Genomic DNA, 26,657 nt, shown 5'->3' on the forward strand with positions numbered 1-26,657 from the left:
TCGACGATCACGACCCTGATGCGGCTCTTCGCCGCGCCGGGTGACAACCGGGACTAGCGCAGCGAATGAAACCGAGTCACCGGGGTGTCGAATCGATCCTAGTATGCAAGCTACCGACGCATGATGCGTCTGGGTTCTCGCGCAGTCAGCAGATGAGGAGGACGGGCGTGTCTGCAGAACCGTTGATCGGCTTCGGCGTCGGAGAATTTAGGAGCTATCGATCACTCCAGCGTGTTGGGCCGATGTCGAAGGTTCATCTGGTTACTGGGAAGAACAACGCGGGCAAATCGAATCTTCTCCGCGCACTGGGCCTGATTCTCAGTACAAAGGCCGGCCTGTCTAGCGCGCCGTCAGTAGAACTGCAGGCCAGTGTGAACCGCCCAGAGGGTTCGCCAATCACATCGTATCCTTTGGTGTCATTCGCGGTCGGGCTCGCGGAGGTCCTCGACCATATTGCGCTGCGAATCCGCAATGCAAATGCGCTTCGCCCCTTACTTGAGAGTGATGCGTTCAGCCAAGGGAACGACGGCGTCGTGTGGTTCGACTATCAGCTCAGCAACAGGGGGAGTGGGATCACCGACGGGCAACCGTCAACCGAGCAACTACGGTCCGGGCTGGAGAAGGCTCATCCAGACACGCCTGAGTTGATCAAACAGCTGACCCTGGATGCACTCGGGCAGGCATCGTCGGAGGTCGGGGCCAACTGGGCCTCACTTCTCAACCTCATTGAACCGCGCACCCTATTGCCGGACACAGAGCGAGTCGACGCCAAGCGAAGCGTCACAACGGGCACGCAAGGCGCGCAAGCCTCAGGTTGGCAAGACGGTCAGGGCTTCATTTCAACTCTCGCCGCACTACAGAACCCCGAGACGGTCGACTTCCGCCGCGACCGGCCAAAGTTTGACGCACTACAAGCCTTCGTTCGTTCGGTGGTGGAGGACCCACAAGCCACCGTGTCGATCCCTGGATCAAGATCTGATCTGCAGGTCTCATTGAACAGCCGGTTTGACTCGTACAAGAATCTTGGTACTGGAGTGACTGAGATCATCCACATCGCAGCCGTAGCGACCGCATTCTCGGAGCGCGTGATCACCATCGAAGAGCCCGAGATACACCTGCATCCCACACTGCAGCGATTGCTCATCTCCTACCTAGCCACAAGCACCAACAACCGGTACGTGATCTCGACCCACTCCGCTGCGATGCTGGACTCGGGAGAGGCATCGATCTCTCATGTCCGGATGGATGATTCCGGCACCTCAAGCGTCGCGCGCGTCGCTTTAAGAAAAGAGCGAGCCAGCGCTATAGCCGACCTCGGAAACCGAGCTTCCGATCTAGTTCAGGCGAACTACATAGTCTGGGTCGAAGGGCCATCTGACCGCGTTTACATCGTGTACTGGCTCAGTATCATAGCGCCGGAGCTCATCGAAGGAGCTGCGTACACGGTGATGTTCTATGGCGGTGGTCTCCTTAGTCACCTCACCGCGAAGGACGACGACGAAGTCACGAGCTTCATCGAGCTAGCCCAGATCAACCGGAACTTCGCGGTAGTCATCGATTCGGATGTTGGGACCGCTGGCGGCACCATCAACGCCACCAAGCAACGAGTAGTGGACGAGCTCGGCGGCTCGGGCCAACTCGCATGGGTGACCGACGGGTACACGATCGAGAACTACATACCGCACACACTACTCACCACCGCCGTCGAATCCGCATACCCGGAGAGGGAATATCAGATTCCCGTCAACTCGCTCGTCTCACCATTGGGTGGAACATTCTCAGACTCCTCCGCAAAGCCGAACAAGGTTACGGTCGCTAGGAAGGTCGTTGAACGAGGTATGCCGGTCGAGACTTGGCCGGTGAACCTTCGTTCTGTGGTGGATCAGTTGTCAACAGCGATCCGACGCGCCAACGTTACCAGCTAACAACAGAAGGCCACTAGGACGGCGATCGGAGGGGAGGGCAGAGTCTGTCGATAGCTCTCCCCTTAGCATCATCCGATCCCGAGTGTGCAGGTCACCGACTGATAGCCTGCAAATTGCTACAGGAGTGAAGCGGGGGACGGGAGCCGCATGTGGGGGTTTCTCGATGAGTCGGCCATGCATGTCTGTCGCTCTCACGAGCCATGCATTTTCGCGAGTCGAGCGGATGGCGGCCAAGACTGCGTCAGGGAGTACTTCTTCGGCGTTGGCGCAGCTGTGTGGGAATCCGCCAGCGATATGACGGACGAAAGGCTCAGACTTGCCTCGCTTCGCCGCGAGATAGATGCACGCAATGGACTTTCGGCCGGAACGCGCACGGCGAGGTTTCGTGACTCAGGCTGGCATGCAACCGAGGATCTTCCCGACTATGCCGAACCGCTGATTCATGAGCTCGACCTTGGCGGGACATTCAAGGGACACGTCCGCTATGCGCGCAGTAGCGCTCCGATTTCTGGCGGCAACCTTTACGACCTGTACGACCGGCTGTTTGTCGCTGTCGCGCGTGACCTCATCCTTCGCTACCGAGCCGCCCCGTCCTGCTCCCTGACCTTCGAGGCTGACGGGTCGCCCAGCTCTCGGTACGAGCGTATTGTCGCCGCGGCCGGTGCAGGAGATGGAAATCCGGTTGCGCTCGCCGTTCAGCCCAAGGGAGACAATCTCCTCGCCGTGGCAGACTATCTGCTCTTCGCGACGCTCAAGTACATAGCGCGAGGAGTCCAACTCTGCCCCGACGAAGCGAGATGCCCGGAGACACATGGGGCGCCGATCGCCTCTGCCCTGAGCTTGGACCCTGAGGGCAGTTTCGAGGCAACGGGACACGTTACGAAGGCGGATCGGTGGCACCGTAGGTACTACGCCGTGGCCCGCAACATGTCCTCGGTCGTCAGACTCAACATCGACCCGCCAACCACGGTAGCCTGATCGAGCCTCCAGGGAAGTCTGAGTCGCTGAGGTCAGCTTCATTGGGCCATCCAATTGGATGTTATTGCTTCCCTGGAGGCCTCTTTGCTCGACTGGGATACATTTGCCGCCCGCACTGGCCTGCTGCGCGATGAGACGCGATCGGCAGCAGATTGGCGCGAGTGGACTCTGCCCCAACTCCGCCCAGTTCGATTTCGGACTCATCGACGCTGGCGCGAATCTGTGCGTGCGATCGGAAAGCTCGACAATGCAACCCGCATCGCCAAGCTACTGCTCGGTTCTGACCGGCGCTTCGCCGACGCCGTTCACGGCTTCATGGGGGGCCGGTCAACCGTCAGCGCAGCCACCCCGCACCTGAAAGCACCAGTGGTACTCACGGTCGATCTGGCGAGCTTCTTTCAACAGGTGACATTCGCTCGAGTCGCTTCATCCCTGAGAACCCAGCTCGACAGTGACGTACTCAACTGGGTCGAGGGCTGCTGCTTCGTCGATGGCTCACTCCCGCTCGGCTTCCGAACGAGTCCACGACTGTCCAATATCGCGTTCGACTCAACTGATTACGATCTAGAAGCCCTGTCCTCATCCCGAGGGGCCCGCTACACGAGGTGGGTAGACGACCTCAGTTTCTCCGGCTCGGGGGTGAGCGATGAGTTCTTGGCTGACGTGCGAGCCACGTTGAGGCGTCACAACTGGCAGCTGAACGAGCGGAAAACCCGCTTCATGCGCAAGTCGCCCTACGTACTCGGGCTGTATGTCGGCAACAACGCGGACCGTCCTCACTTGCCCCGCTGGATGAAGGAAAGGCTACGCGTGGAGTCTCATTTCTACGCTCGGTTCGGCCGCGATCATTTCAGACGCGACGGAGTGTGGCCCATGGGCAGGCTATATGGACTTGTGGCCTATGCTTGGGTCGTCGATCCCGAGTTCGCGTCCAAGCTTGAGAGCAAGCTCCGGCAAGGTGAGGCGAAGACAGCACCGCTCCTGCCATTGGTCCTCCCGGAGGATACTCGACTGACCGCTACTAACGGCGACGCTTGGGGCTGAACTACCGCCCGATCGATGCCGCTAAGGCCGGTCCACGGCCATTCCGGGGCGCGTAGTTTTTGTTCAAGAAGGTTCTCAGTGCCGTCGGCGACGCGCTCGGACGCGAACTCGACACAGGTACGCCATCCAGCGCCTGCCGCTGTGTAAGCCATTGCACCCCATTCTTGTCCGCAACGCTGGCGAGGACCCAGGCGTGGGAAGAATGCGGGCAGGAAGGTTCCGTTTCCCCCGCAGATAGTCAACCCGGAACGCAGAAAAACCCCCGGAAAACCGGGGGTCTTGTCTGTAGCAGGAGCGGGGCTTGAACCCGCGACCTCACGATTATGAGTCGTGCGCTCTCACCAACTGAGCTACCCTGCCGCGACGTTCCGGCGGCGGACCACCGGATGCTGCGAGCCCCGAGTCAGGATTGAACTGACGACCCCTTCCTTACCATGGAAGTGCTCTGCCACTGAGCTATCGGGGCGCTGCCCGGAGCAATCCGGGCAACCAGAAAAGAATATCAGAGCCGAGGGCCCCGACGAAACACAGCCGGTCAGCCGCCGGCGTGCTGACGCAGCCACGGCAGCGGGTCGATCGCCGTCGTGCCGTTGTCGAGCACCTCGAAGTGCAGGTGCGCACCGAAGGAGTGCCCGGTGTCGCCCACGCGGCCGATGAACTGGCCGACCTTCACGGTGTCTCCGGTCTTCACCTGCAGCGAGCCGTACTGCATGTGGCCGTAGCGGGTCGAGACGAGCTTGCCGTCGATCACGTGATCGATGATGATCATCACGCCGTAGCCGCCGCCGCTTTCCGTCGCGGTGCGCACGACGCCGTCGGCGACAGCCTGGATCTCGGCGCCCTCGCCCGGCGTGAAGTCCAGACCCTCGTGCATTGTGCCGTCACGCATCCCGAAGCCGTAGCTGATCGAGACGCCGACCTTGAACGGCCACTGGATGGGGCTGTTCGCGTTGTTGGTGAAGAAGTTCGAGTAGTGCGTGATGCCCGACTCGGCAGCGAGCTCCGCGGTCGACGCCGTGGAGTAGTCGCTGCGGTTCAGGGCGGTGACCTGCGCGTCGGCGGGGGCCACGTACGCCTGGATCTCGTCGCTCGACAGCGCGCTCGAGGTGCCGGCTTTCGAGCCGGTCGCGATCGAGACGGATGCGGCGGCGGAGCTGCCTGCGCCCGAGACCGCCTCGGCGGGCGTCGTCATACCAATCGCCAGCAGCCCGACGATTCCCATGGCACCGACGGTGGCGGATGCGGCCGTCGCACGCTTGAACGCCGCACCGCTGAAGCGGCGACGCTTCGCCGGAGCGGCCTCGGCGACATCCTGCGCCGCGACGGGCTCATCGGCGATCGCGGCCGCGGCGACCTGGATGGGGGTCTCACCCGTGAAGGAGAAGAGGCGGGCAGCGGCCTCGAACTCGTCGGCGATCGCGTGCGCTTCAGCTTCGTCGGCGAGAACCGCCTCGGCGAACACGCGAGCCTCGTCGTCGAGATCCGCCGCGACATCCGCGACGGGGAGCTCGGCCGGGCTGGCCTCGACGTCCGAAACGACCGACACGGTGTCGACGACGGGCAGAGCGACCGGCTCGTCGTCGATGGCGTCCAGGGCGACGTCGATGGGGGTCGCCGCGGCGACGGACGCCTGCGCGAGCGAACGAGCACGGCGGCGGGTCAGCGGCGCCTCGGCGGCGGATGCCTGGGGCTCGGCCGCAGAGAGCGTCACCTCGGCGGCGGCCACGGGCTCAGCGGGCATCGACAGCGTGACCTCGGAGGCCGCAACCGGCTCTGGAACGACCTCGAGCACCATCTCCGGCTCAGCGCCCGATACCGGATCCGCAACGGCCGTCTCGGTGCGCTGAGCGGACCACACCGGCGCAGGGCGCACAGCCGACTGACGCGCGCGAAGCTGGGCACGCGTGAGCGGAACGACCGCATCCGAGGTCCCCGAAGAAGCCGCCTCAGCACTGCGGTTCCGGCCGGAGCGTCGCGTGAGAGCGGTCTCCGCCTGGGGATCTAGGGGGGTCAAAACGTGGTCAGCCTCGGTCTCGGTCGCACGGGAAGCGACAGGGAAAACGGAAGGAGATGCTCATCCTCGTTCGGGTGACGAAGATAACGAATAGGTAAACACTACAACCCTGAGCCTGAGAATGCCATGCGCGCGCATCAGTCTTCGAGGCGGGCGAGGAGAGCTGCGAACAATCCCGGTGCCGCCGCGATCGTCATCCCGCGATCGGCGCGCTTGCCACCGAGTCCCGCCACGACGCCGCCGGCCTCGGCGACGATGAGGGCTCCTGCCGCGTGGTCCCACGGCCACAGGCCCTTCTCGTAGTAGCCGTCGATGCGACCGGCCGCGACGCCCGCAAGATCCAGCGACGCTGCGCCGATGCGGCGCAGGTCGCGCGCGAGCGGCATCACCCGGGCGAGACGCTCGAGCGCGGGCGCGTGGGTCGCGGGGTCGTACCCGAATCCCGTCGCCAGCAGCGCACCCGCATCCGACGGCTCGGCGACGCGCAGCATCCGCTCGCCCTCGATCGACGACACCAGACGCGCGCCTTCGCCCTGCGCCGCGGTGAAGAGCTCATCGACGGCAGGGTTGTAGACGGCACCCGCCAGTGCCTCCCACTTCTGCGGGTCGGGCTCCCCCGACACGGCCGCGATGCTCACGGCGTACGCCGGGATGCCGTAGGCGTAGTTGACGGTGCCGTCGATCGGATCGACGACCCACGTGATGCCGGAGGCGGATGCGGCCGCGCCGCCCTCCTCGCCGAGGAAACCGTCGTCGGGTCGCGCCGCTGCCAGACGCTCGCGCACCAGCTGCTCGACCTCTCGGTCGGCGTCGGTCACGATGTCTGCCAGCGCCGACTTGGTCGCGGCGATCTGCACGCCCTCGCGGCGCCGTCGGGCGGCAAGCGCCCCTGCCTCCTTCGCGACCTCGATGGCGAGCGATTGCAGATCCAGAGCGGAAGGCATGCTCCCACGCTACCCTCGCGTCGCACCGCCGTCGGCCGTTAGCGTGGCGGCATGACCGTCACCCGGCCGACCCATGACGTCGTGATCGTCGGCGGAGGCCACAACGCCCTCGTCGCCGCCACCTACCTCGCCCGCGCCGGCCGCTCGGTCGTGGTGCTGGAACGGCTCGACCACACCGGAGGAGCGGCCGTGTCCGAGTCGCCGTGGGCCGGGGTCTCGGCGCGGCTGTCGCGCTACTCCTACCTCGTGAGCCTGCTGCCGCCCCGCATCGTCGACGACCTGGGGCTGCGGGTGAGCCTGCGGCGCCGGCGCTACTCCTCGTACACGCCCGACCCCGCCGACCCGACGCGTGGCCTGCTCGTCGACACGGGCGACGCGCGCGCGACGGACGAGAGCTTCGCCCGCGCGACGGGCACGGCCGCGGAGGCCGAACGCTACCGAGCGCTCGGCGCCCGACTGGCCCCGCTGGCGCGCACCGTCTTCCCCTCCATGACCGAGCCGCTGCCTACCGCGTCCGCTCTGCGCACGGCACTCGGTGACGATGCCCTGTGGGAGGCGATCACGGCGCGGCCGCTGGGAGAGCTGCTGAACGAGAGCTTGAAAAGCGACCTCGTGCGCGGTATCGCGCTCACCGACGCGCTCATCGGCACGTTCTCGCACGCCGACGATCCCTCGTTGCGGCAGAACCGCTGCTTCTTGTACCACGTGATCGGCGGCGGCACGGGCGACTGGGATGTGCCGGTCGGCGGGATGGGCCGCCTCACGGCGGAGCTCGAACGCGTCGCGCGGGATGCGGGCGCCGAGATCCGTACGGGCGCCCCGGTCACGAGCGTGAGCCCCGACGGCGAGGTTCGCTACGGCGGAGAGGATGCGGACGTCGTCGCCGGCCGGCTCGTGCTCTCCGCCGTCGGACCGGCCGTGCTCGATCATCTGCTCGCCGTGGCGGGAGCCGACGTGCCGCGACGGCCCGACCCCGAGGGCGCGCAGGTCAAGGTCAACATGCTCCTGCGCCGGCTCCCCCGACTGTATGACCGCCACGTCGCACCCACGGCGGCGTTCGCGGGGACGTTCCACGTCAACGAGACGATGACACAGCTCAACACCGCGTACACGGAGGCGGTCGCCGGCCGCATCCCCGACCCGCTGCCGGCCGAGATCTACTGCCACTCGCTCACCGATCCCTCGATCCTGGGGCCCGAGCTGCAGGAGGCGGGTGCGCAGACGCTCACCCTGTTCGGACTCCAGGTGCCGCATCGGCTTCTGGAGGGGTCCGACCCCGATGCGATGCGGGCCACCCTGCTGGCGGCGGCAGAGCGCTCACTCGACTCCGTGCTCGCCGAACCGCTCGCCGACTGCATCTGGGAGACACCAACCGGCGCCCCCTGCATCGAGGCGCGCACCACCGCGGATCTCGAGGAGTCGCTCGGCATGACCGGCGGCGACATCTTCCACGGTCCGCTGTCATGGCCGTGGCGCGAGGACGAGGCGGATGCGGTCTCCCCCGCCGAGGCGTGGGGCGTCGACACGGCACACTCCCGCATCCTGCGCTGCGGGTCGAGCGCGGCACGCGGCGGCGCGGTCAGCGGGCTGGGCGGTCACAATGCCGCGATGGCCGCGCTCGCGCTGCTTCGGGGCTGATCACATGTAGGCGCCCCGCGCAGATTGCAGAACTGGGCTGCGGGGGTACGGCTGCTCAGCGCGGGGGCAGCGGCGGCGGGGGCGGGAAGCCCTCGTAGCCGGGAGCCGCGGGAGGCTCCGACGGGGTGACGGGCGACGCGGATGCGGGCGGCTGGGCACCGTATGCCGCCTCCGCCGTGGGCGACACCGTGGGCGCCTGCTGCTGCCAGCCCGTCGGGTAGCCGGTGTAATAGGCCTGCCAGTCGGGTGAACCGTCGGGCAGTACCGGCAGCGGGGTGACACGGTCGGCGTAGGTCGGCCAGGCCTGAGGGGCGGCGACCGGCCAGGTCTGCGGCGGCGCCTCGGGGCGGGGCGTCTTGGGGCCGAACAGCAGGTTGACCAGCGGGACCAGCGCGGTGCCGACGGCGGCGAGGATCGTCACGGCCACGACGATGCGCCAGTAGACGTCGTAGAAGTCGACCCACTCCTGGATCGTCAGCGGCAGCACGAGCAGCACGACGAGGGCTGCGACGAGGCCGACGGTCACGTAACCGACAATGCGGTTGAACAGAGTGGGCACGCGCACGATGGCCTTGGTGTACAGACGCACGTGCAGCACCGCGAGCTGGACGATCAACACGATCAACAGGAACGACAAGAACCGCGTGAAGCTGGTGAGCCCGTCGCCGTAGCGGTACGCGTCGAGGGAGGGCCGCTCCGGCATCCAGATGAGGAACGCTCCGACGATCAGGATCAGCACCCACGCGATCATGCTCGTCAGCACGAACCATCCGGGGCGCCGCGGGGCGAGGTGCGCGTCGAGGATCGCGACGCCGGCGAAGGCCGCGAGCAGGAAGATCGTGAGGAAGGCGCGTCCGACGATCCCGTTCTGTGAGCCGATGAGCACCCAGACCACACTCACGAGCGCCGCGGCGATCAAGGCGCCGATGGCGACCCAGATGCCGGCCCGCACGAGACGGTTCGTGCTCGGCGGCTCAGCGGACGGTGCAGCAGACGGTGCGACGGGCGGTTGCGGCGCGGACATCACGGCTCCCTTCGCGGGCGCCCCTCGCCCGCCCCCTCATCCTGGCACGTCGGGCCGATTCGCCGAGGAGGGTTGTGGGCGGAGGCGAGCGCTCCCTCTGCTCACCTGTCGCAGACTGCGCAGGATCCGACGATCTGTGACAGCGGAGCACCGCACGCTCCGGATCGCTCTCAGCGGACCGCGTCGACCACGTCGTCGAGTCGCAGAATCATCGTCCACACCGAGAGCGAGTCACTCACGTCGTCCCTGGAGACGACCCCGAAGCCATGACGCGCGTAAAGCCGACAGTTCCGCTCATCAGAGGTCTCCAGGACGACTGCACAAGCCCCAGCATTCCGAATGGCCGTCAATGCGTGCTCGAGCAGTCGACCGGCCACGCCCCGGCCGCGGTCCTCGGGCCGAACGCCCAACGTCTCCATGCGCCACGCCGTCGGCCAGTCGTCCGATGCGCCGGCCGCAGGGACCTGTCCGCCGTGAAGATCGATGACCTGCTGGATCATCGACGTTGAGGGAGCGGGCGCCTCGGGCGGCAACAGCGCGATCACTCCGGCGCACTCGCCCGCTGTCGCGACGAGCCCATGCTCCAACGCGTACTCGAGGTAGAGGCGCTGGAGCTGTCGCAGGCGGTCGCGGTATCCCGTCGACGGGATCGCCTGGCGCATCCAGGGGTAATCCTCGAACGCTGCGGTAAGCGTTGCTGTGGCGCGGTCGAGCTCCTCGACACGGAGCGCTCGAACGGCGAAGGTGTCGCGCGTCATGCCTCTTATCCCGTCCGTCACACCGGCAGAACACAGAAAAGCCGAAAGCCCCCGTGCGGGGGCTTTCGGCTTTGATGGTGGCGAGTGAGGGATTCGAACCCCCGAAGGCTACGCCGGCTGATTTACAGTCAGATCCCTTTGGCCGCTTGGGTAACTCGCCAAGTGCGCACCTGCCCAGCTTGTACAGTCGACCAGAGGCGCGATCTCCGATACTACCCCCTCGCCGACCTACGCAGAAATCCGCGACGGGCCCGCGCGCGGCGGCTCAGGAGCCCTGATCGAGGCCCGACAGCGCGGAGGGCAGTCGCAGCAGCGCGCCCTCGAAACGGCAGGTCGCAGCCGCCACTTCCATCGCGGTGTCGACCAGCGTCGTCCACGCCGCTGCGTCGGTCGGATGTTCGGACAGCAGCGACGCGACCGCAGAGGAGAGCACCGCATCCCCCGCACCCATCGTGTCGATGATGGCGCCAGGAACGGAGGCGATCGGGCGCTCGACGGCGACGGCATCCGTGACGACGCCTGCGCCGTCGGGCCCGCGCGTGGTGAGAACCGCGACCGCGCCCAGCTCCCGCAGCCGATCCCGCACGGCATCCAACGACGTTGCGTACAGCAGTTCCGCGTCATCGTCGCCGACCTTCACGAGGTCCGCAAGGGCTGCGAGCTCCTCGAAGCCGGTGACGAAGGCGGCACGGTCGTGCATCATCCCCTCGCGCGGATTCGGGTCGACCGCGAGCAGCCCGTCGGCGTCGCGCACCGCATCCGCAAGCTCCGCCGCCTGCGCCGCGTCGTCGAACGGGAAGCAGCTGACGACCGTGATCGCCGCATCCGCGATGACGCGACGCTCCTCGGCTCCGAAACGGATGCGGCGGTTCCACGCGGCCTCGTTGAACACGTACACCGGCTCGCCGCCGGCGTTGCGGGTGCTCACTGCACGCGACGAGCCGTGCGGCGACGGCGTCGCCACGAGCTCGACGCCGAAGTCATCGAGATAGGCACGGATGCGGTCACCGGGCTCATCGTCGCCGACCATCGCGATGAGCGTCGTGGGAAGGCCCAGTCGGGCGAGCCCGACGGCCACGTTGAGCGCCGCTCCCCCGACGAACTCGCGCACGCCGGCGTCGTCGCGCAACTCGTCGATCAGCGCATCCCCGATCACGGCGACCCGTCCTGCTGCGGTCATGCCTGTTCCCCCTTCACGCGCCCGACGAACGCTTCGGCCCGTGCCCGGGTGCCGTCGATACGGCGATCCACGCTCGCGCGGATCTCGCTCGGCGCAAGCGGAGCCGCCAGCCGCACGGTCTCGTGGCACGAGAGATCGGCGCACATGTAGGTTCCCACACTGTCGCCGCCCTCCCCCGCCTCGCCCGCTCGGCGCGCGGTGAACAGCGCGACCTGGTCGCCGGGCTGCATCGTGTGGCACAGATTGCACATCGCGGAGCGCGCACGGCCATTGCCCTCCGCGGCACGGAGCACGACGCCCGCCGGACGCCCCTCGGACTCGGTCACCAGATAGCCCCGACCGCGCGAGCGCGGATCACGCCACGCCAGGAAGTCGAGGTGGTCCCAGTCGGTCAGCAAGAAGTCATGAGGCATGGCGGCCGCCTTGACTTCCTCCGGCGCGGCGTTGACGAACGACGCACGCACCTGTTCCTCGGTCAGAGCCCGCATGACACAAGTCTACGAAGCGACGCTGACGCCGGATGCGGGCCGCATCCGCCCGTGGAAGAATCACGGCATGGCAGATTCCTCGTTCGACATCGTTTCCAAGATCGATCGGCAGGAGGCCGACAACGCTCTGAACCAGGCCCGCAAGGAAGTGGAGCAGCGCTACGACTTCAAGGGCACGGATGCCTCCATCGAGTGGAGCGGCGAGTCGATCCTCATCAAGGCCAACAGCGAAGACCGCGCGAACGCGGTGCTCGATGTCTTCCAGACGAAGCTCATCAAGCGCGGCATCTCGCTCAAGAGCCTGGAGTCGGGCGAGCCCACCGCCAGCGGCAAGGAGTACCGCATCGTCTCCACGCTGAAGGAAGGCATCTCGCAGGAGATCGCGAAGAAGATCGGCAAGATCATCCGCGACGAGGGCCCCAAGAGCGTCAAGTCGCAGATCCAGGGCGACGAACTGCGCGTGCAGTCGAAGTCCCGCGACGACCTGCAGGAAGTGCAGCGACTGCTCAAGGCCGCCGACCTCGACGTCGACCTGCAGTTCACGAACTACCGGTAGGACTAGCTCCTGACCAGGGGTTTCTTTCCCTTGGTCCGCGAGGAGTCCGCAGAACCGGTGACCGAGGCCATGAAGTCCGCCGTCGCCGCGCGCGTCCGGTCCTCCGCCGACGGCCACAGGTGGCTGTAGACGTTCAGTGTGATCGAGGGCTGAGAATGCCCGAGGGCACGCTGAACAGTCACGACGTCGCACCCGGATGCGATGAGATTCGAGGCGTACGTGTGCCGCAAGGTGTGGAGCGTTACCTCTGCCGAGAGTCCCACTTCGCCGCGGATCCGGCGCCACTCCTCGCCGGCATTGTTGCGCTGCCACAGCCGGCCAAGCGGCGTGCGGAACAGCATCTCGTCCGGAGCTTCGAGCCGTTGAGCTGCGACGTGCGCTGACAGCGAGGCGGTGAGCTCGCTCGGCACGAACACGAGGCGTTCACTGCCGAACTTCGGCGGCACGATCGTGGCCGACGAGATCGTTGACCCCTGCACCTGTCGCCGGACGCTGATCGATCGCCCAAGGAAGTTGATGTCCTGAAGCTGTAGACCAGCTGCCTCGCCTAGCCGGAGGCCAGCGAAGAGACAGACCTCCACAAACGGACGAAAGCTGCCCGCCGCCGCGAGGACCGCCCGCACCTGATCCGCGGTGAGAATCTGCATGGCCAACTCGGGGCGTCGCGCACGAGGTGGCTTCACGCTCACTGCGGGGCTGGCGGAGATGACTTTGTCGAGCACGGCGGCGCGGAACGCCATCTGCACGTAGTTCAAACGTGTACGGATGGTGGTCGCGGCAAGGCCGCGCTTCACCTCAGCAGCCACCCACGCCTGCACGTGGGACGGCTTGACGCTCCCCATCTGCGCAGACCCCCACGGGACGCTCTGGAGCGCCGTCTGCGCGGCGCTCACCGTGCCCGCTACCCATGCCTGCCGCTCGACCCACTCCACGGTCCATGCGTCCCACGTGATCGCCCCGGCTCGCGGGTGGACATATTGCCCGCTGACGACGGCTGCGGTCACTTCGTCTAGCCATCGTTGCGCATCGCGTTTGAGCGGGAAGTGCTTGGCGTGCTCACGCCCTTCCGCGTCTCGATAACGGGCGCGCCACGCTCCATTCGGTCGCTGACGGATGCTAGCCATTGTCGGAGCAGCGGCTCGCCTGCTGGTCGGCCGCGTTCAGTCGTTCGAGCCACGTCTCTGACTGCCAATCAGCGCTCGGCGGGCTATTCCGTTCGGAGGTTCGAAGGAGCTCGTCATATCGGGCACCTTCTGCCTGCTGGTCGGCGCGGTACGCCTTCACCGCGTCCTCGACGGTCCGCGGGATCCACTCGCTCGCTGCGTGCCCGCCGGCACCCTCTGGCGCTTCGTCACATTTCAGCGCAAGGTTGAGCCGTAGATCGTCGTACTCCGCGAGGACGCGTTGAAGCTCGAGGTCTTTCTCGGAGAGGCGACGCGCCATCTGATCGATCTCGGCCTCGAAGTCGCCGAGGGCCAGCAGGTGGGAAGCGGGCCGCCCGAAAACATCGGTGAGCGCTTCAACCTCCGTGAACCGGAGAGGGCGCTCCCCCTTCTCCACGCTCCAGACGGTTGCCTGCGACCACTTGAAACCGCGTCGCTTCATTTCCGCCGCGAGATCCTTCTGGCTCATCTCCCCGCGAAGTCGGATGAGGTTCCGACCCACCTGCTCGTCGCTCAGCATGTTGAGAGGCTACCAGAAATGCTGGTCGTTGACGACACGCGTTGTATCTAGTGGGCCGCGACTAGATACGCTGATACTGTGAGAGCGAGTCAGACGCGACAAGAATTGGAGGACTCGATGACCGATCAGCTGCTCACCGTCACGGAGGCCGCGGAGCGCCTCAGAACCTCTCCATCCGGGCTTCGGTGGCAGATACACCAGGGCACCGCTCCGAAGTCCGCGAAGATCGGCGGGCGGCGAATGTTCCGCGAGTCCGACGTCGAAGCGTTCATCGCAGCCGCTTTCTCGGACCAGTGATCCGCCGGCAGGCTCTCCTCACGGTCCCTCGCGCTCCTACGAGGTTGGCCGTCATCGGCGAGCAGCGATCACTCAGCGGGAGCCGGTGAATCATGGGCGCCGGCCTCGTTATGGCGGCGTACGCCGTCGCGAACCGGATCCGGCTCGATCATGTGCCGACGCGGATGTTCGTCTTCATGGCCAACACGGCAGTTGATGGAGACGCTCAGCCTGCGTTCTGGAAGGGCCGCGACAGCCTCGCTCACTCGATCGGCAAGTCGGGGGCGACTGGGCATCGAGCAGCGGGTCGCGCTCTCGATCTCCTCTCCGAGGCTGGGCTGATCGCCTGCATCTCACGGTCAGCGCCAGGCGGCAGGAACGCGAAGTACGCCCTCCTCGACGGCACAGGCCGACCTCTCTCAGTCGGAGGCGACTCACTCGCCGCCGTTGACTCTTCGGCGGCGACTCACTCGCCGCCGAACGGAGGCGACTCAGTTACCAACGGAGGCGACTCAGTGGTCAAAGCGGAGGCGACTCACTCGCCTGCAGAGGAGAAGGAGGAGAACAAGGAGGAGGGGCCACCCCCCGAGTTCTGCTCCAAACACCCCACCGGGGCACCCGGCCCATGCGGCGCGTGCGGCGATGCGAGGCGAGCCGCCAGAGCATGGCGCCCAACCAAGCCCGCTGCACAACCACACCGTCACTCGTTCGACCCCGCCTCCGGCTACTGCACCGGCTGCCCAACGAGAGAGGACCAAGCATGAACAGCTGCAGCCGCGCACAGTCGCACTCGTTCGACCCCGCCTCCGGCTGGTGCACGCACGGCTGCGGGTGGCGCGACGACGGCGCCCACGAAGGACAACTCCCACACCCCCGCCAGCCGATCGACCCCGTCGACATCACCGAACCCCGAAGACTGCCCACTCCACCACCCGAAGGAGACACGAAGTGAACCGACGAGACACCTGGCAGATTCTTGGACCCGAGTGGTCGGACGACGACCTCGAACGCCGCAACACCGCCAAACAGCGGGACATCCTCCGGTGCGACCTCGAGTTCGCCGCGCAATGGGCGGACACCATGGCGGCTCTCGTCACACAGAACCTGCCCGACGCCGAGTTCACCGCCGCGCGCCTTCAGGCACTCCACGAGTGGGAGCGGGCCCGCAAGCTCGCGCAGAAGAAGATCAACTACCGATTCGACCCCCTCCGCCGCTCCCATCGCCTCGTGAGCCGCGACTCCGACCGCGCACACCGCGAGGCCACACCAGAGTTCATTGCCTCGCTACGAGACAAGCTGAGAGCCGCACGGGACGCCTTCCGGGAACAGCACGAGCCCCCGAGCAACCGGACAACGTCGACTCCTTCACTTGAATTCGCTGCCCCCTCACTTCCGCCGACGCTCCACCCAGGCCTGCGACACCTCGACGAGGAGACCCGCAACCTATACGCCAGGCTCGCTCCACACGTCGACCTCGCTTCCACGCCAGACGACGAACTCCGAGCCGCCTGGCGAGCACACAACCCCGGCATGTCCGACAACCTCATGGAAGTCGTTATTGCCGACATCAACAAGCTCCCCAGCTGACCATCGACCAGTCGATCACCGCCCCCGCGCGCACGAAGCCCACTAACCCTGCTTTGACCGGTCAAACCCCTACGCGCACGCGCGCGACGCGTCACGCGTGAAGACCAGGAGACGCGTGTCGAACGTTCGACAGCAGCACGCGCGCGCACGCGCCGCGCGTGAAGCCCATCTAGGCGGGTGCAATCGTGAGCGCGACAGGAGCTCCCGATTTCCTAACGGAATCTGCGTCCGAACGCTCTCAGAGCTCGGTCGACGCGACGGTTGACCTCCTCCGGAACTGTAAGCTTCAGCGGCAAGCGGGCGTTGACACTCTCACCCCGCAGCACGGCCTCCTGGATCCGATTCGCCTCGGCGGCATAGAGCTCGACGAAGTTCCGGTAATCGATGATCGGGTGGCGAGCTATGTCGGCCACGGCAAGTAACGCCTCTCGACCTTGGTTTGACTCGTAGGCCTTCGCTTGCAGCCCCGAGGCCCAGTCCACCTGCTGCCGCCACAAGTCCGTCATCCGTGCCGCGAGGTGTTCGATCATCTTGGGGTCGCCTGGACCCCCGGAATATCGAAAGGCATCCTTCTGAGCGTCGCCCTGGAGCATGCTCTCGAGTCGCTTGATCGTGGCGTTGTTCCTGCTGATTTCGCCAGACAAGTAGGACAGGAGATCTGCGTCGGCGATGTACTCGGCCGTCGCGACGTACCCGATGCGAAGGTCGTTGTAGGCGGAGTCGTGCTTTCGCAGTTCTTCCCTTAGCCTCCAGGCGAAGTATGCGTACTCCCAGGCACCGGGGCGCTCACCGAGTAGCAGGGTCGCTTCGTGCTCGTTGAGGGGGACCTGGCCCGTCGACCGCAGGCGTCCGCTGTTATCCGGTGCCCCGAGCTTTTGCCCGACCGCTGCGGCGATGTCAGCTGGCGACCGACGAGTCCCGTCGATGTACGCGATGGTGGAACGCAATCCCGGCAAGATGGTGTCATCGAGCCGCACCGGTAGCACGTAAGGCGTGACCTGGTCGAGCGCTCGCGCGAGAATCGTGCGACGCTCAAGCGTCGTCCATTGCTTCCGCGCGTAGTGCGCCGACACGAACATGAGCGCGAACCGGGCCCGGTTCTCGTACAAGTCGGAGAAGTACTCGGTGAGGTCTCTTCCCCACATGTCGACTTCGTTGTCTTCGTCGTAGAACACGCGATGTCCCGCCTGCTGCAGGGCCGCCACAGTCTCTTGGACGTAAGCGCGGTTCTCCCCGGCGAAGGAGACTGCGACGTCGTAGTCACGCGTCTGATCCACAGGCTCAAGCTATAGGAGTCCCTTCGGACTCACCACGCGGTGCCGGTCGGCCGGCGTCACTGAGGACCTCGCCACATGGCTCTCACGGGCCCTTGATTCCGAAATCTCCTGAGCGCGCCGCCCCGGCTTCTTCGAGCCGGATCCGGCCCTGAAGCATGATGCCGGCCGCTGTGAGATCGTTGGCTGCTTGCTCGAGCGGCATCGCAACATCTTGGAGCTTGTCCAGCCCTGTTGCGATCACGCGGACGACGTTGAGAACCTCACCGAGCGCCTCAGACGTTGTCTCGTGGGTCCAGGTCGGGTTCTCGAGGGTGCCACGAGGGATCGACACGTCGCCCACCTCGATGGCCTTGACCGTGCTCGTCGGACCGAGTGCGAGCAGAGCTGCCGGAGATGTCTCAAGCACGCAGGCGATCGCGACCAGATCGGCGGCCGTGAACGCTCGTTGACCGTTCTCAGCGTTCGACACTGCTTGACGACTCCAGGGCTTCGTGCCCAAGAGATCGCCGATGGCCTTGCCGAGTTGCGGCTGACTCCAGTCCTTGTGCGCGCGGAGCTTCGCCATGTTCTGCCCAACAATCTTCTCGATTCGCACCAGCCCGCCGCTCTCATATTCATGAATCGATGTACCCCATACCGGAGTTTGTTGACAGCAGGTTAGCGCTCAGGTGTCCTGGATTCAACAGGAAGGAGCGAACCGTGACCCTCATCGAAGAAGCGCGGCTCATCGGAGCGATGCCCTCGCCAGAGGAAGCACGCCGCATCCGCGAGCAGGCTGGCATCGGTGTGAGCAGGCTCGCGGAGGAGATCGGCGTGAACCGAGCCACCATCAACCTCTGGGAGACGGGACAACGTCGCCCCCGAGGCGAGAACCGCCTCCGCTACGCGCGGATCCTTCATGACCTGCAGGAACTCACTGACGCGGCCTAGTGATGCGGCAACGCCCGCGCACCCAAGGCCTGAAGAACGTGGTCGCCTGACCGCATGAACGGAGAACAACCCCATGACCGTCTACATTTCGACCGTACGAGGCGCACGTGAGCGTCTCACCAACGCGCACACGAACGCCTCCACCTTCGCCCACGGGATGCGCGAAGCCCTCACGAAGGCGGCGAGCCACACGGACCCGCACCTGAACGACGAGGGATTGGCCGCGAAACGCCGCGAGCTCGCTCAGGCGTTCCGAGATGCGGGTCGCGTCGACTTCGAGAAGCTCTCCGAGGACATCCAGTGGGCGCAGAAGTCGCTCGCCGACGCGGCCCGCGAAAACGTCGCGATCGCCGACGACCCCGCGGCTCTCATTCGAGCAGAGCAGCGATGGCGCCAGGCGGAACAGCGCCTCGACGCCGGCCAGGACATCGTCACCGTGCTGCGCGACGCCGACGAAACAACCGCGCGCGCAATCGCCGAGTACGGCCCCGCGTGGGCATCCGCGAAGTTCACCCACCCGCAAGGGATCGACGCAGCCGTCAGGGCATGGCTCGGCGAAACTCCTGCCGAGGCCACGTCATCGATCGTCCGGGCTGTGTACCGGCGCCTCGCGGACGTCGCCAGCGACCCGAACGCCCGAGAGTTGTACTCGGCGGCGGAAGCTGCGGAACAACAGGTCGCCGTCGCGCAGCCGTGGATCGATGCCGGCCAGCGCCTTCTCGAACAGGGCTCAGCCGACTTCCTTGGGGCGTCGATCGCGTCAGCCATCGCCGCGCAGGCGTCAACGCCTTCCGCGCAGGAGGCCGCATGACCAGCATCGACGACGAAGTGGCGGCGTTCGCCCGTGAGCTGTCGGGAGCCTCCGTTCTCGACCTCGAGGTCATCGCGAGTGACGTGGCGAGCCTGCTCACGGGGGTCCTCGACGCACCCACTCACGAGGACGCCGCCGTCTGCCTCCGCGAGTTCGCCGACGCCCGGCCTGGACAGTCCGACTACGTGCGGGCAGTGATCCACGGAATGCTCGCGCAACTCGCACTCCACATGGCGATCCTGGCGCCGATCACTGACCTTGTCGGTGACGACGGTCTCCTACGCCGGCTGCTGCGCCTGACGTACGCGGTGCGAGGCATCGAGTTCGGGGGCCTCTGATGTTCGACTCCGGAGCCCTGATCTTCCGTCTGCAGACGGTCGGCGCGCAGATCTTCCGCAAGGACCAGGCTGACGCGCAGGACGCCCTCGAGAAGACGGGGAAGGCGGCGGAGGAGTCGGGCCGGAAGGTCGACAAGTCCGGCGACGCGACCGACAAGGCGTCGAAGAAGGCCCGCGACGCGAAGGGGCCTCTCGAGGAGCAGGCGAAGTCGACGCGGAAGGTCGGCGACGAGTCCGACTCGTCCGAGAAGAAGCAGAACAAGCAGAAGGTCACGACGGAGCAGCAGGCCGAAGCGGCCAAGAAGCTGTCCGTCGCGATGCTCGCCGCCGGCACCGCCGTCGCCGCGATCATCGGACTGTCGGTCGCGAAGTACGCCGAGTTCGACCAGCAGATGTCGTCCACGGCAGCCGCGTCTATGGCTACAGCTGAGGAGCAGCGGGCGCTCGGCGAAGCAGCGCTCGAGGCCGGCGCTGACACGGCGTACTCCGCGACCGAAGCGGCCGCAGCGCAGGAAGAACTCGTCAAGGCGGGTCAGTCCGTCACAGACGTTGTCAACGGGTCGCTGAACGGCGCTCTCGCTCTCGCAGCTGCGGGTCAGCTGCAGGTCGCCCGGTCGGCGGAGATCATGGCGACCACCCTCACGCAGTTCGGACTCACCGCGGAACAGTCTGGTCACGTCGCGGACGTCCTGGCCGCGGGTGCCGGGAAGGCGCAGGGCTCGGTCGACGACCTGGCGCTTGCCCTCACGTACGTTGGGCCGCTGGCGAACGCAGCCCATTGGTCACTCGAAGAGACCGCCGGCACGCTCGCCTACTTCGCGACACAGGGCATCCTCGGCGAGAAGGCGGGCACGAGCCTCCGAGGCGTCCTGGCAGCCCTCCAGGCCCCCTCCGGGGCCGCGGCAGCAGTCATGGAGCAGTACGGCATCAGCCTGTACGACGCGAACGGCAAAATGGTCTCCGCCGCCACGCTCGCAGGCCGGCTCCAGACATCGCTCAGCGGTCTCACCGAGGAAGAACGCAACGCCGCACTCGGCCGCATCTTCGGCAACGAGAGCCTCGTCGCCGCGAACCTCCTGTACCAAGGCGGAGCGGCGGCAATCACGAACATGACCAAGCAGGTCAACGACTACGGCTACGCCACAGTCCAGGCGGCGAAGCGGCAGGACAACCTTGCCGGCGACATCGAGAAGCTCGGCGGCGCGTTCGACACTGCCCTGATCCGCACCGGGTCGGGCGCGAACGACGCGCTCCGCACCATGACGCAGGCCCTCACGGGGCTCGTCGACATGTACGGAGAGCTACCCGCACCGGTCCAGCAGACGGCCCTGGTGCTGGGAGTCGCAACGGGCGCGATGCTTCTGTTCGCCGGGGCAACCGTCGGACTCCGCGCGAAGTTCATCGAACTCAAGGCCCAGATGGACATCGCGAACGCATCGATGGGACGCACCGCTCTCGTCGGCGGCGCGGCGGGCCTCGCGCTCGCAGGAGTGGTCACCATCGTGGCGTTGCTCGCTCAAGCACAAGCCGAAGCAAAGGCGCGCGCGGAGGCATACGCGGACGCCCTCGAAGCCGGCGGAGACGCCGCAGAGAAGTTCATCGCCGAGCAGCTCGCGATGAAGGACTCGTGGCTGTGGATCGATCGAGGCTCCGCGATCGACAACGCGAAGATGCTCGGCATCTCGATCGAGGAAGTCACGCAGGCCGTGAAGGGATCCTCGGCCGAATTCGACAGCTTCAAAGAACGCGTGCAGGCAGCGTACGAGACTCGCGGTCAGGGCGTCGAGTTCGGCATCGCCATGCAGCAGCTTCGGGAGAAGGTCGAGCAGCTGCGCACGGCGCAGGCTGACGCTGCCGAGACGACGAAGAACACGAAGGAAGCGCAGGAACTCCTCACCGAAGCCACGGGTAAGGGAGTCCCGGTGACTCAGACCGCGGCTCAGGCGTACATCGACGCCGGGGGCGCGGTCGACGATCTGAACAGTCAGCTCTCGGACCTGATCGACAAGGTGATGGAGGCGAACGGGATCGGTCAGGACGCGGTGTCGGCGAACATCGACTACCAGGACGCGCTCCGCGACGTGGACGAGCAGATCCGCAACGTCGCCGCTGGCACCGAGGGATACGCCGCGGGACTCGACATCACGACGGAGGCTGGTTCCCGCAACAAGGATCTGCTGGTCGAGCTCTCGCGCAAAGCCGAGGACGCCGCGGAGAAGCAGCTCCGGCTCGACGGGAACACGGAGAACTTTCGGCAGACACTCGAGAACGGCCGGCAGGCGCTCATCGACCGTGCGCAGCAGTTAGGCGCGAACACCGACGAGGCCCAGGCGCTCGCTGACGTGCTCTACAACATCCCGCCAGAGACCGAGTGGAAGCTCATCGCCGACACAGCCGATGCCGCAGCGAAGATCGGCACCATCGAAGCGGCGATCCAGCGCCTCACGGACACGAAGACCGTCACGATCGACATGATCGCGAAGTACGGCCCCATCAGTCCCCAGTTCGCGGCCACGTTGCCACAGGCGAACGGTGGGAACGTGCAGTTCTTCGCCGGCGGTGGCTCGTACGGGGAGAAGCACATCGCGCAGTTCGCTCGAGCGGGCACGATGCGCGTGTGGGCGGAGCAGGAGACTGGCGGCGAGTGGTACCTGCCTGACTCGCCGGCGAAGCGGTCACGGTCGCTGCAGATCGCTGGGCAAATGCTCGACGGCTGGGGATACGACATGGTCCCCCGCGGATCTGTCGCCCCGGTAGCTGCGGCTGGGCTCGACAACGTGCGCATCCAGGGCACCCTCGACCTCGGCAACGGACTCGTTGGCTTCGTCGACGGCCGAATCAGTGCTGCTGCTCGCGCTGAGAACGCCCGGTGGGCTGGTGGGGAGAAGTCGCTGTGAGGCGCTACGAAAGGATCGAGTTCGCGAACATGACCAGCCTCCCTTCTTCTAGGCGGCGGGGTGCACCCTGTGCATTGACGATCACCCAAGTGCGCAAGGTTCCGACGGCCGCGCACTGCGGTTGCCGCGCACCACCCTCCTTGATTCCAGTACAGTTCGAGCATGCTCAGCGCCAGCGCACGCACCGTGATCGTCGTGCGCTTCAAACCGTTCGGGATCGAATCGATCGTGAACAGTGTTAAGAAGCAAGTGATCGGAGACGAGATCAAGGGCCGCCCCGCGCGTCACGGGGTCTCTGTCTTTGCGGATGTTCAGCGCGCGACCGAGTCGGTCGAGGAGACCGTTCACCGGATCTGCACCGTTGCGAGCGCACATGCTGGGGGCCCCAAGATCGCGGTTACTACAGAGGAAGCTCTCAACGCACGTGGCTATTGTCTACACGAGACCTTTCCGCCAGAGTTGCATTACCTCATCGGTGGAGAGTCCATCTTCACTCCACCGCCGGAGCTTGACGGCCTGGCGGATGAGTGGACAAAGGATCGCCGGGACAACCCGGTCTTCGAGAAGGAACAGACTTCATGAGTAGCCCTCGAGTCATCATCGACCTGAACTCGACGGACGAGGATGGCGAGACAATCGTCTTTCTCAGTGACGTCACCTCCGGTGAACTCACGGTTGGGCGCATGGCGATCGCCTACGAGCCGGAGGACGGTGTAGCTGCTCCTGCTCGCGTTGCGTCGATACACCCCGATCGTGGAGTTGCATTCCTCCAGGTCGATTGGAGGTCGATGAAACGTGAGCGCGGGGAGTCGCGCACGTTTCGGCTAGCGAAAAAGGGGTGGGTTCAGGCATCCAATCAAGCCGACACAGCAGTTCTTAGTCGTGTCGGTAGGCACACTGCAGGGTCTCTGTCGGCAAAGTTGACACAGAACGCGGCGTCCTGATGCATGTGTCCGCGCTCGTCGTCTGTGACGCGGTCACCCAACGCGAGGGGCTTCTCAACCTGCTTGGGGGCGGCGTGACCTACCTCTCGCGCGCCAGCTACCCAGCTCCTTTGATGGCAGACATAGCGGTTCTGGTCAATCACCAGCAATCTGACAAGCACATCAAGCTCACGCTGACGCTTCGCAAAGACGGGTCCCCCGAAGTCCTGACAGAGACAGAGTTTGAAGGCGAGCTCGCGGAAACGAACTTGGACCCGTCGGTGTACGGGGCCGCCGCTTTCGCTATCGAAGCACGATCGATCGCTTTGCCTAGCGCAGGCAATTACACCCTGACCGCGGAGCTCCAAGACGGACAGGGGCTGACGACGAACTTCACCGCCGTCGAGGCGCCCTTCCCGGTCGGAGTGGACCACGAACAGCAGCCCGCAACCTAGCCATGCGCGGGGCGCACCGCCGCCCATGGAGACGGCTCAGAGCGTCAGACGTCGCGCGGCGCCTCACTCAGGGCCGATGCCCATACCCACGTACGCAACCGCTCACGTCGGCCGGCGGCGAGAGGCGGACTAGAGCCCTCCGAGCAATCGGTCGACGACATCAGATCCACGTTCGATCGTGTTCTCCGCGACCAGACTAAGCTCACTGAGCTTCTGATTGAGGACGAACCTGGCGTCCCCATACCGCGGGGTCGAGTGAAGAACATCGACAGTCCGCCACTCGTGGCCCTGTTTCTCGCTAACCGAGAGCTCAAACGGCGCTGTGCCTCCGGAGCTTGAGAGCTCGTAGAGCGAGTCCTTGCCGCGCGCCTTGATGGTCCGATCACCGCGAATGACGACAGCAAGCGACATTCCACCTGGACCGGGAAGGGGCATCTCCTCCTCCCAGCGCAGTCGTCCGCTCTCGGTGGCATCCACCAAGCCGTCGATCAACCTGGTCCAGTCGTCAACCGTGAACATCTTGCACGCCTCCTGCGTCATTCCGAATGACTACTGCCACGCCATGAACCTCCGGGCCAAGGTCACGAATTGTCGTCGCCGCGATGCCGACGATATCTGCCACGGTCATCTCCTCATTGTCGAATAGACCTGCACGAGCAACCTGGGCCGCTCTCGTCGTGACGACCATTTTCTGCACGATTTCAGTGTGGTCGAGTCCGCTGTTCTTGAGCAGGGCAGCCGCTTCGCTCGACTGATAGCAGAACCTCGAGAGGGCTTGTTCGGCTTCCTCTCGACTGTTGCTCCTCATGGCTGCGTCCAGACGATCAGAAAGCTCGGAGAACGGCGGCAGGACCGCTAGGAGCTGATTGCGTATCAGGACGCTCTGAGTGTGCTCGAGCGCCTTCTGCGCTGCGACAAGTGCACTCCGACTCCGCAACAGCTGCCAGATCGTGAAGCCGATGCCGGCGCCACCTAAAACGAATGCCACCCAGTCGAGCACACCTGGAACGTTCGCCAGGTCAAGCCAGACCCACTCCCCCAGCCTCATGCCGAGACTCTACCGCTGCGACCGCTCTATCTCGGGCGAGCATGGCCGGATCGGCAGCGCGCACCGCGCCTTCCTCGACCGCCGGAGCACCGACGTCAGGAGCTCCGGCGGGTTGCTTTGATGAGCCCTGCCTCCTTCATGGATCGTGTGTGGCCGCTCGCGCGGTTCTTACCCCAGCCCGAGCCTCTGTTCCTCGAGACGGTCGTGGAGGATCTCAACGACCGTCTCGCCGAGAACATGTACGGCCTTCGTCAGCGTCATGATCTGCATACGTGCACTTAGGAGCACGACGCCCTCCTGCGTCGCCGGCGCGGGCTTACCGGCCGGGTTAACTTGGCGCATGAGCTCAGCCTCTTGTTCGGCGAGCTTCATCAGTTCCTCGTTCATCGCCCGCATATTCTCCAGGAGCTTTCGGGCATGATCGGCTTCAAACATCTATATCTCCTTCTGACGAGAATTCGGGCGCTCGCTCATGGCGCGATCGTAGCTATCGGCTCAGACACGCGCCCAGCCAAGGAGTCCCCTCGCGATCGGCTTCGCACTTTACGTCCCGCCTCGCTGAGCAGCAGAGTAAGCCCACCAGGCAGGGACGGGGAGATCACCGCACCCGAGTAGGCACGGACAGCGCGCGTTCCGGCGGGAGGTGGCAACGCTCTATGCTCGCGATGTGAAGAAGCTTGGGGGAGCATCACTCGTCGTCGCCGCGGCAGTCGTCGGCCTTTCAGGTTGCGCGTCACCGCAGCCGGCTCCAACCGTGACCGTCACGGTCACCGAAACTGTCACAGCAACGCCAACAACTCCGGCAGTTGCCGCGCCTCTCGCGATGGGTGCGACTGCCCAGTTCTCCACCTTCAGCGCCACAGTTCATTCAGTCCAGCTCGAATCTGCCCCGAACGCTCCCGCGCCTCAGAGCGCCGGTAACCACTGGGCTTCGGTGGAGGTCGAAGGCTGCAACACCGGATCCCAGCCCTTCCCCGTAAGCGGCGGACCATGGCAGCTGGTCGCCGACGACAACCGTACTTTCACAATGTCCAGCACCGGGTACAGCCAGTTCCCGGAACCCGACTACGGTTTCGGCTCAGGCACCCTGAACCCCGGCGAATGCAAGCGCGGGTGGATCACCTTCGTCGTCAACGACGGCGCACAAATCACGACTGTTCGCTACCAGAATGACCTGGGCGAAGGAGCCCGCTGGGCTCTCTGACCCCCGCGAGGCGTCCAGCTGAATCACTGGCTCCGGAGGGACGCCTTGATGAGCCCTTGCTCTGTCATGCCGAGAGTCGCTGCGAGGGCGCGCCAGGTAATCCGCAGGCTCGCCGGCATGAGCGATCAGATTCCGCACACGTCGGGCTGGAAGTTCTCAATCCAAGTCACCCCGGTCACGAAGAGCGCAATCGCGATGAGAGCGCCGTGTGTGAGTAGCTTCACTCGGTCCCTGCACCACAAGGCGCGCTGGGCGGCACTCTCCTCGCCACGGCTGATGGGCTCGGAGTCCGCATAAGCCAGCCCAATCGCTGTCAGAACCCCGAGGACCGCGACAGCTACCTTGGCCACTCCGATGAAGGTTGGGCTGCAAGTCGGTAGTACGTAAGCGAACCCACCCAGCAGCAGCACCAGCAGCGGGATGCCGATCAGGCATGCCCACCTGCGGTGTTTAGGCGCTGCGCCGCTGGGGACGACGACCTCTTGCGGCTGGTGCGATGCGCGTTGCTCGTCGGTCATCTCTCATCCCCCAGATAAGTGATCCTGCGTCCGAAGCATAGACCCGACGCCAAGACCGGGCGCACCGCGTACGCGACTGGACTCTCGGAACGTATGGCTCAGGGGCTCCGACGCGCTGCCTTAATGAGCCCCGCCTCTGTCATGTCGAGCGTGGCGGCGAG

The 26,657-nt window shown here is 65.6% G+C and carries 28 protein-coding genes and 3 tRNA genes; 14 read left to right on the top strand and 17 right to left on the bottom strand.

Features of this window, described 5'->3' with window-relative positions:
* The first annotated feature begins 167 nt into the window (after positions 1–167).
* From PQV94_RS12655 to PQV94_RS12665, 3 genes are all read left to right on the top strand, one after another.
* Positions 168–1,925 carry an AAA family ATPase gene (locus PQV94_RS12655; protein ID WP_274286164.1) on the top strand — a complete coding sequence of 586 codons (1,758 nt, stop codon included), beginning with the start codon at positions 168–170 and terminating at the stop codon, positions 1,923–1,925.
* Positions 1,926–2,219: 294 nt separating this feature from the next.
* Positions 2,220–2,903, top strand: coding sequence for a hypothetical protein (locus tag PQV94_RS12660; RefSeq protein ID WP_274286165.1), 684 nt, complete (start codon positions 2,220–2,222; stop codon positions 2,901–2,903).
* An 84-nt stretch (positions 2,904–2,987) separates the two neighbouring features.
* Positions 2,988–3,947, top strand: coding sequence for a reverse transcriptase family protein (locus tag PQV94_RS12665; protein ID WP_274286166.1), 960 nt, complete (start codon positions 2,988–2,990; stop codon positions 3,945–3,947).
* A gap of 286 nt (positions 3,948–4,233) precedes the next feature.
* Here the strand turns inward: PQV94_RS12665 and PQV94_RS12670 are convergent.
* The 4 genes from PQV94_RS12670 to PQV94_RS12685 form a co-directional block, all read right to left on the bottom strand.
* A tRNA-Met gene (locus PQV94_RS12670) sits at positions 4,234–4,307 on the bottom strand.
* Between the two features lie 34 nt (positions 4,308–4,341).
* Positions 4,342–4,413, bottom strand: a tRNA-Thr gene (locus tag PQV94_RS12675).
* 69 nt (positions 4,414–4,482) lie between these two features.
* Positions 4,483–5,742 carry a M23 family metallopeptidase gene (locus tag PQV94_RS12680; protein ID WP_274286167.1) on the bottom strand — a complete coding sequence of 420 codons (1,260 nt, stop codon included), beginning with the start codon at positions 5,740–5,742 and terminating at the stop codon, positions 4,483–4,485.
* A 356-nt stretch (positions 5,743–6,098) separates the two neighbouring features.
* Complete coding sequence (locus PQV94_RS12685) at positions 6,099–6,905, bottom strand: inositol monophosphatase family protein (RefSeq protein ID WP_274286168.1); 807 nt, start codon at positions 6,903–6,905, stop codon at positions 6,099–6,101.
* 51 nt (positions 6,906–6,956) lie between these two features.
* On the opposite strand from PQV94_RS12685, the gene PQV94_RS12690 reads away from it, so the two are divergent.
* The gene (locus PQV94_RS12690; protein WP_274286169.1) at positions 6,957–8,543 is read left to right on the top strand and encodes a phytoene desaturase family protein; all 1,587 of its coding nucleotides are present in this window, start codon (positions 6,957–6,959) and stop codon (positions 8,541–8,543) included.
* A 55-nt stretch (positions 8,544–8,598) separates the two neighbouring features.
* Here the strand turns inward: PQV94_RS12690 and PQV94_RS12695 are convergent, their stop codons facing one another.
* The 5 genes from PQV94_RS12695 to PQV94_RS12715 all read right to left on the bottom strand — a co-directional run bounded on the left by PQV94_RS12695 (position 8,599) and on the right by PQV94_RS12715 (position 11,993).
* Positions 8,599–9,567, bottom strand: coding sequence for a hypothetical protein (locus PQV94_RS12695; RefSeq protein ID WP_274286170.1), 969 nt, complete (start codon positions 9,565–9,567; stop codon positions 8,599–8,601).
* Between the two features lie 170 nt (positions 9,568–9,737).
* Positions 9,738–10,325 carry a GNAT family N-acetyltransferase gene (locus PQV94_RS12700; protein ID WP_274286171.1) on the bottom strand — a complete coding sequence of 196 codons (588 nt, stop codon included), beginning with the start codon at positions 10,323–10,325 and terminating at the stop codon, positions 9,738–9,740.
* A 75-nt stretch (positions 10,326–10,400) separates the two neighbouring features.
* Positions 10,401–10,485 (bottom strand) — tRNA-Tyr (locus PQV94_RS12705).
* 105 nt (positions 10,486–10,590) lie between these two features.
* On the bottom strand, positions 10,591–11,505 hold the full coding sequence (locus PQV94_RS12710; RefSeq protein ID WP_274286172.1) for a PfkB family carbohydrate kinase: 915 nt from the start codon (positions 11,503–11,505) through the stop codon (positions 10,591–10,593).
* Positions 11,502–11,993, bottom strand: a complete 492-nt coding sequence (locus PQV94_RS12715; protein WP_274286173.1) for an FBP domain-containing protein — start codon at positions 11,991–11,993, stop codon at positions 11,502–11,504. Before PQV94_RS12715 ends, PQV94_RS12710 begins: the two co-directional genes overlap by 4 nt.
* Before the next feature lie 67 nt (positions 11,994–12,060).
* Between PQV94_RS12715 and PQV94_RS12720 the strand changes: the two genes are divergently transcribed.
* Positions 12,061–12,549, top strand: a complete 489-nt coding sequence (locus tag PQV94_RS12720) for a YajQ family cyclic di-GMP-binding protein (protein WP_137417904.1) — start codon at positions 12,061–12,063, stop codon at positions 12,547–12,549.
* A 2-nt stretch (positions 12,550–12,551) separates the two neighbouring features.
* On the opposite strand, the gene PQV94_RS12725 is transcribed toward PQV94_RS12720, so the two are convergent.
* Positions 12,552–13,553: a tyrosine-type recombinase/integrase gene (locus PQV94_RS12725; protein ID WP_274286174.1), complete on the bottom strand. Its 1,002-nt coding sequence runs from the start codon at positions 13,551–13,553 to the stop codon at positions 12,552–12,554.
* 112 nt (positions 13,554–13,665) lie between these two features.
* Complete coding sequence (locus PQV94_RS12730; RefSeq protein WP_274286175.1) at positions 13,666–14,232, bottom strand: helix-turn-helix domain-containing protein; 567 nt, start codon at positions 14,230–14,232, stop codon at positions 13,666–13,668.
* Between the two features lie 117 nt (positions 14,233–14,349).
* On the opposite strand from PQV94_RS12730, the gene PQV94_RS12735 reads away from it, so the two are divergent.
* Positions 14,350–14,529, top strand: a complete 180-nt coding sequence (locus PQV94_RS12735) for a helix-turn-helix transcriptional regulator (RefSeq protein ID WP_274286176.1) — start codon at positions 14,350–14,352, stop codon at positions 14,527–14,529.
* A 927-nt stretch (positions 14,530–15,456) separates the two neighbouring features.
* Positions 15,457–16,095, top strand: a complete 639-nt coding sequence (locus tag PQV94_RS12740; RefSeq protein WP_274286177.1) for a hypothetical protein — start codon at positions 15,457–15,459, stop codon at positions 16,093–16,095.
* 212 nt (positions 16,096–16,307) lie between these two features.
* On the opposite strand, the gene PQV94_RS12745 is transcribed toward PQV94_RS12740, so the two are convergent.
* On the bottom strand, positions 16,308–17,372 hold the full coding sequence (locus PQV94_RS12745) for a toll/interleukin-1 receptor domain-containing protein (protein ID WP_274286178.1): 1,065 nt from the start codon (positions 17,370–17,372) through the stop codon (positions 16,308–16,310).
* An 82-nt stretch (positions 17,373–17,454) separates the two neighbouring features.
* Positions 17,455–17,967: a helix-turn-helix domain-containing protein gene (locus PQV94_RS12750; RefSeq protein WP_274286179.1), complete on the bottom strand. Its 513-nt coding sequence runs from the start codon at positions 17,965–17,967 to the stop codon at positions 17,455–17,457.
* A gap of 104 nt (positions 17,968–18,071) precedes the next feature.
* Between PQV94_RS12750 and PQV94_RS12755 the strand changes: the two genes are divergently transcribed.
* From PQV94_RS12755 to PQV94_RS12780, 6 genes are all read left to right on the top strand, one after another.
* Positions 18,072–18,302 carry a helix-turn-helix transcriptional regulator gene (locus PQV94_RS12755; protein WP_274286180.1) on the top strand — a complete coding sequence of 77 codons (231 nt, stop codon included), beginning with the start codon at positions 18,072–18,074 and terminating at the stop codon, positions 18,300–18,302.
* A 73-nt stretch (positions 18,303–18,375) separates the two neighbouring features.
* Positions 18,376–19,113 carry a hypothetical protein gene (locus PQV94_RS12760; protein WP_274286181.1) on the top strand — a complete coding sequence of 246 codons (738 nt, stop codon included), beginning with the start codon at positions 18,376–18,378 and terminating at the stop codon, positions 19,111–19,113.
* The gene (locus tag PQV94_RS12765; protein WP_274286182.1) at positions 19,110–19,451 is read left to right on the top strand and encodes a hypothetical protein; all 342 of its coding nucleotides are present in this window, start codon (positions 19,110–19,112) and stop codon (positions 19,449–19,451) included. The genes PQV94_RS12760 and PQV94_RS12765 overlap by 4 nt, the downstream gene beginning before the upstream one ends.
* Positions 19,451–22,348 carry a phage tail tape measure protein gene (locus PQV94_RS12770; protein ID WP_274286183.1) on the top strand — a complete coding sequence of 966 codons (2,898 nt, stop codon included), beginning with the start codon at positions 19,451–19,453 and terminating at the stop codon, positions 22,346–22,348. The genes PQV94_RS12765 and PQV94_RS12770 overlap by 1 nt, the downstream gene beginning before the upstream one ends.
* Before the next feature lie 162 nt (positions 22,349–22,510).
* Positions 22,511–22,930, top strand: a complete 420-nt coding sequence (locus PQV94_RS12775) for a hypothetical protein (protein WP_274286184.1) — start codon at positions 22,511–22,513, stop codon at positions 22,928–22,930.
* 361 nt (positions 22,931–23,291) lie between these two features.
* Positions 23,292–23,726 carry a DUF6941 family protein gene (locus tag PQV94_RS12780; protein ID WP_274286185.1) on the top strand — a complete coding sequence of 145 codons (435 nt, stop codon included), beginning with the start codon at positions 23,292–23,294 and terminating at the stop codon, positions 23,724–23,726.
* A 129-nt stretch (positions 23,727–23,855) separates the two neighbouring features.
* On the opposite strand, the gene PQV94_RS12785 is transcribed toward PQV94_RS12780, so the two are convergent.
* The 3 genes from PQV94_RS12785 to PQV94_RS12795 all read right to left on the bottom strand — a co-directional run bounded on the left by PQV94_RS12785 (position 23,856) and on the right by PQV94_RS12795 (position 25,209).
* Entirely contained in the window at positions 23,856–24,245 is a 390-nt protein-coding gene (locus PQV94_RS12785; RefSeq protein ID WP_274286186.1) for a hypothetical protein, read from the bottom strand.
* Complete coding sequence (locus PQV94_RS12790; RefSeq protein ID WP_274286187.1) at positions 24,232–24,774, bottom strand: hypothetical protein; 543 nt, start codon at positions 24,772–24,774, stop codon at positions 24,232–24,234. Before PQV94_RS12790 ends, PQV94_RS12785 begins: the two co-directional genes overlap by 14 nt.
* A gap of 168 nt (positions 24,775–24,942) precedes the next feature.
* Positions 24,943–25,209 (bottom strand): hypothetical protein, encoded by a 267-nt coding sequence (locus tag PQV94_RS12795; protein ID WP_274286188.1) that lies wholly within the window; start codon positions 25,207–25,209, stop codon positions 24,943–24,945.
* 319 nt (positions 25,210–25,528) lie between these two features.
* Between PQV94_RS12795 and PQV94_RS12800 the strand changes: the two genes are divergently transcribed.
* On the top strand, positions 25,529–25,978 hold the full coding sequence (locus PQV94_RS12800) for a DUF4352 domain-containing protein (RefSeq protein ID WP_274286189.1): 450 nt from the start codon (positions 25,529–25,531) through the stop codon (positions 25,976–25,978).
* A 125-nt stretch (positions 25,979–26,103) separates the two neighbouring features.
* Here PQV94_RS12800 and PQV94_RS12805 read toward each other — a convergent pair whose 3' ends face one another.
* Positions 26,104–26,496 carry a hypothetical protein gene (locus tag PQV94_RS12805; protein WP_274286190.1) on the bottom strand — a complete coding sequence of 131 codons (393 nt, stop codon included), beginning with the start codon at positions 26,494–26,496 and terminating at the stop codon, positions 26,104–26,106.
* Positions 26,497–26,657: the final 161 nt, after the last annotated feature.

The organism is Microbacterium sp. Clip185 (genome assembly GCF_028743715.1).
Taxonomy (GTDB): domain Bacteria; phylum Actinomycetota; class Actinomycetes; order Actinomycetales; family Microbacteriaceae; genus Microbacterium.